A 1785-nucleotide genomic window follows, 5' to 3' on the forward strand; every position below is an offset into this window, starting at 1 on the left:
GACGCCCTGGGAGTTTGTTTCTGGTGTGGTGTTTGAGAACTGTAGAGTGGATGCGAGCATCTTTGTGGTCAAGTTGTTAAGGGCACATGGTGGATGTCTTGGCTTCAGGAGCCGATGAAGGACGTGGGAGGCTGCGATATGCCTCGGGGAGCTGTCAACCGAGCTGTGATCCGAGGATTTCCGAATGGGGAAACCCAGCACCAGTTATGTGGTGTTACCCGCATCTGAATATATAGGGTGTGTGGAGGGAACGCGGGGAAGTGAAACATCTCAGTACCCGTAGGAAGAGAAAACAACCGTGATTCCGTGAGTAGTGGCGAGCGAAAGCGGAAGAGGCTAAACCGTTTGTATGTCAAGCTGTCAGGCGTTGTATAAGCGGTGTTGTGGGACCCACCTTGAAGAGACTGACATTTCTTCGGGTTTACGCGTGTGTTAGTGGAACGCCTTGGGATGGGCGACCGGAGTGGGTGAGAGTCCCGTACGCGAAAACACATGTTTGTGGATCTTGGTGGTGTTCCCGAGTAGCAGCGAGCTCGTGGAATTTGCTGTGAATCTGCCGGGACCACCCGGTAAGCCTAAATACTTCCTGAAGACCGATAGCGGACTAGTACCGTGAGGGAAAGATGAAAAGTACCCCGGGAGGGGAGTGAAAGAGTACCTGAAACCGTGTGCCTACAAGCCGTCAGAGCCCGAGCAACATCTTTGATGTTTACGGTGATGGCGTGCCTTTTGAAGAATGAGCCTGCGAGTTAGTGCTGCGTGGCGAGGTTAACCCGTGTGGGGTAGCCGTAGCGAAAGCGAGTCTGAATAGGGCGATTGAGTCGCGTGGTCTAGACCCGAAGCGGAGTGATCTACCCATGGCCAGGCTGAAGCGTCGGTAAGACGACGTGGAGGGCCGAACCCACTTAGGTTGAAAACTGAGGGGATGAGCTGTGGGTAGGGGTGAAAGGCCAATCAAACTCCGTGATAGCTGGTTCTCCCCGAAATGCATTTAGGTGCAGCGTCACATGTTTCTCCGCGGGGGTAGAGCTACTGGATGGTCTAGGGGCCTTACCGGGTTACCGAAATCAACCAAACTCCGAATACCGTGGTGTGAGAGTGTGGCAGTGAGACGGCGGGGGATAAGCTTCGTCGTCGAGAGGGAAACAGCCCAGAACACCAGCTAAGGCCCCTAAGTGTGTGCTCAGTGGGAAAGGATGTGGGATTGCCCAGACAACCAGGAGGTTGGCTTAGAAGCAGCCACCCTTGAAAGAGTGCGTAATAGCTCACTGGTCAAGTGGTCCTGCGCCGACAATGTAGCGGGGCTTAAGCACACCGCCGAAGCTGTGTCATTGACACATGTAGATCGGCGCTTTCTTCGTGGAAGCGTCTAGTCGTGTTGATGGGTAGGGGAGCGTCCTGCATCCAGGGAAGCGGCGGCGGAAGCCAGTCGTGGAGGGTGTGGGAGTGAGAATGCAGGCATGAGTAGCGAATGCAGAGTGAGAAACTCTGCCGCCGGATGACCAAGGGTTCCTGGGCCAGGCTAATCCGCCCAGGGTAAGTCGGGACCTAAGGCGAGGCCGACAGGCGTAGTCGATGGATAACGGGTTGATATTCCCGTACCCGAGCACGTGCGCCCAGGATGAGGCGGTTGATACTAACCACCCAAAGCCAGTTACCGATATCTTCGGATGGAGGTTTCTGTGTGGAGCGTGGGATCTGATTCCGTAGTAGTCGAGTGATGGGGTGACGCAGGAAGGTAGCTCCGCCAGTGAGTGGTAGTACTGGTGTAAGCGTGTAGACCGA

Annotated in this window: 1 rRNA gene; it reads left to right on the plus strand. The window is 55.2% G+C overall.

What is annotated here, in order from left to right:
- Positions 1-66: 66 nt before the first annotated feature.
- A 23S ribosomal RNA gene (locus tag AB0N89_RS40980) occupies positions 67-1785 on the plus strand; the annotation flags it as partial.

This window comes from Amycolatopsis sp. NPDC089917, from assembly GCF_040684635.1.
GTDB lineage: Bacteria > Actinomycetota > Actinomycetes > Mycobacteriales > Pseudonocardiaceae > Amycolatopsis.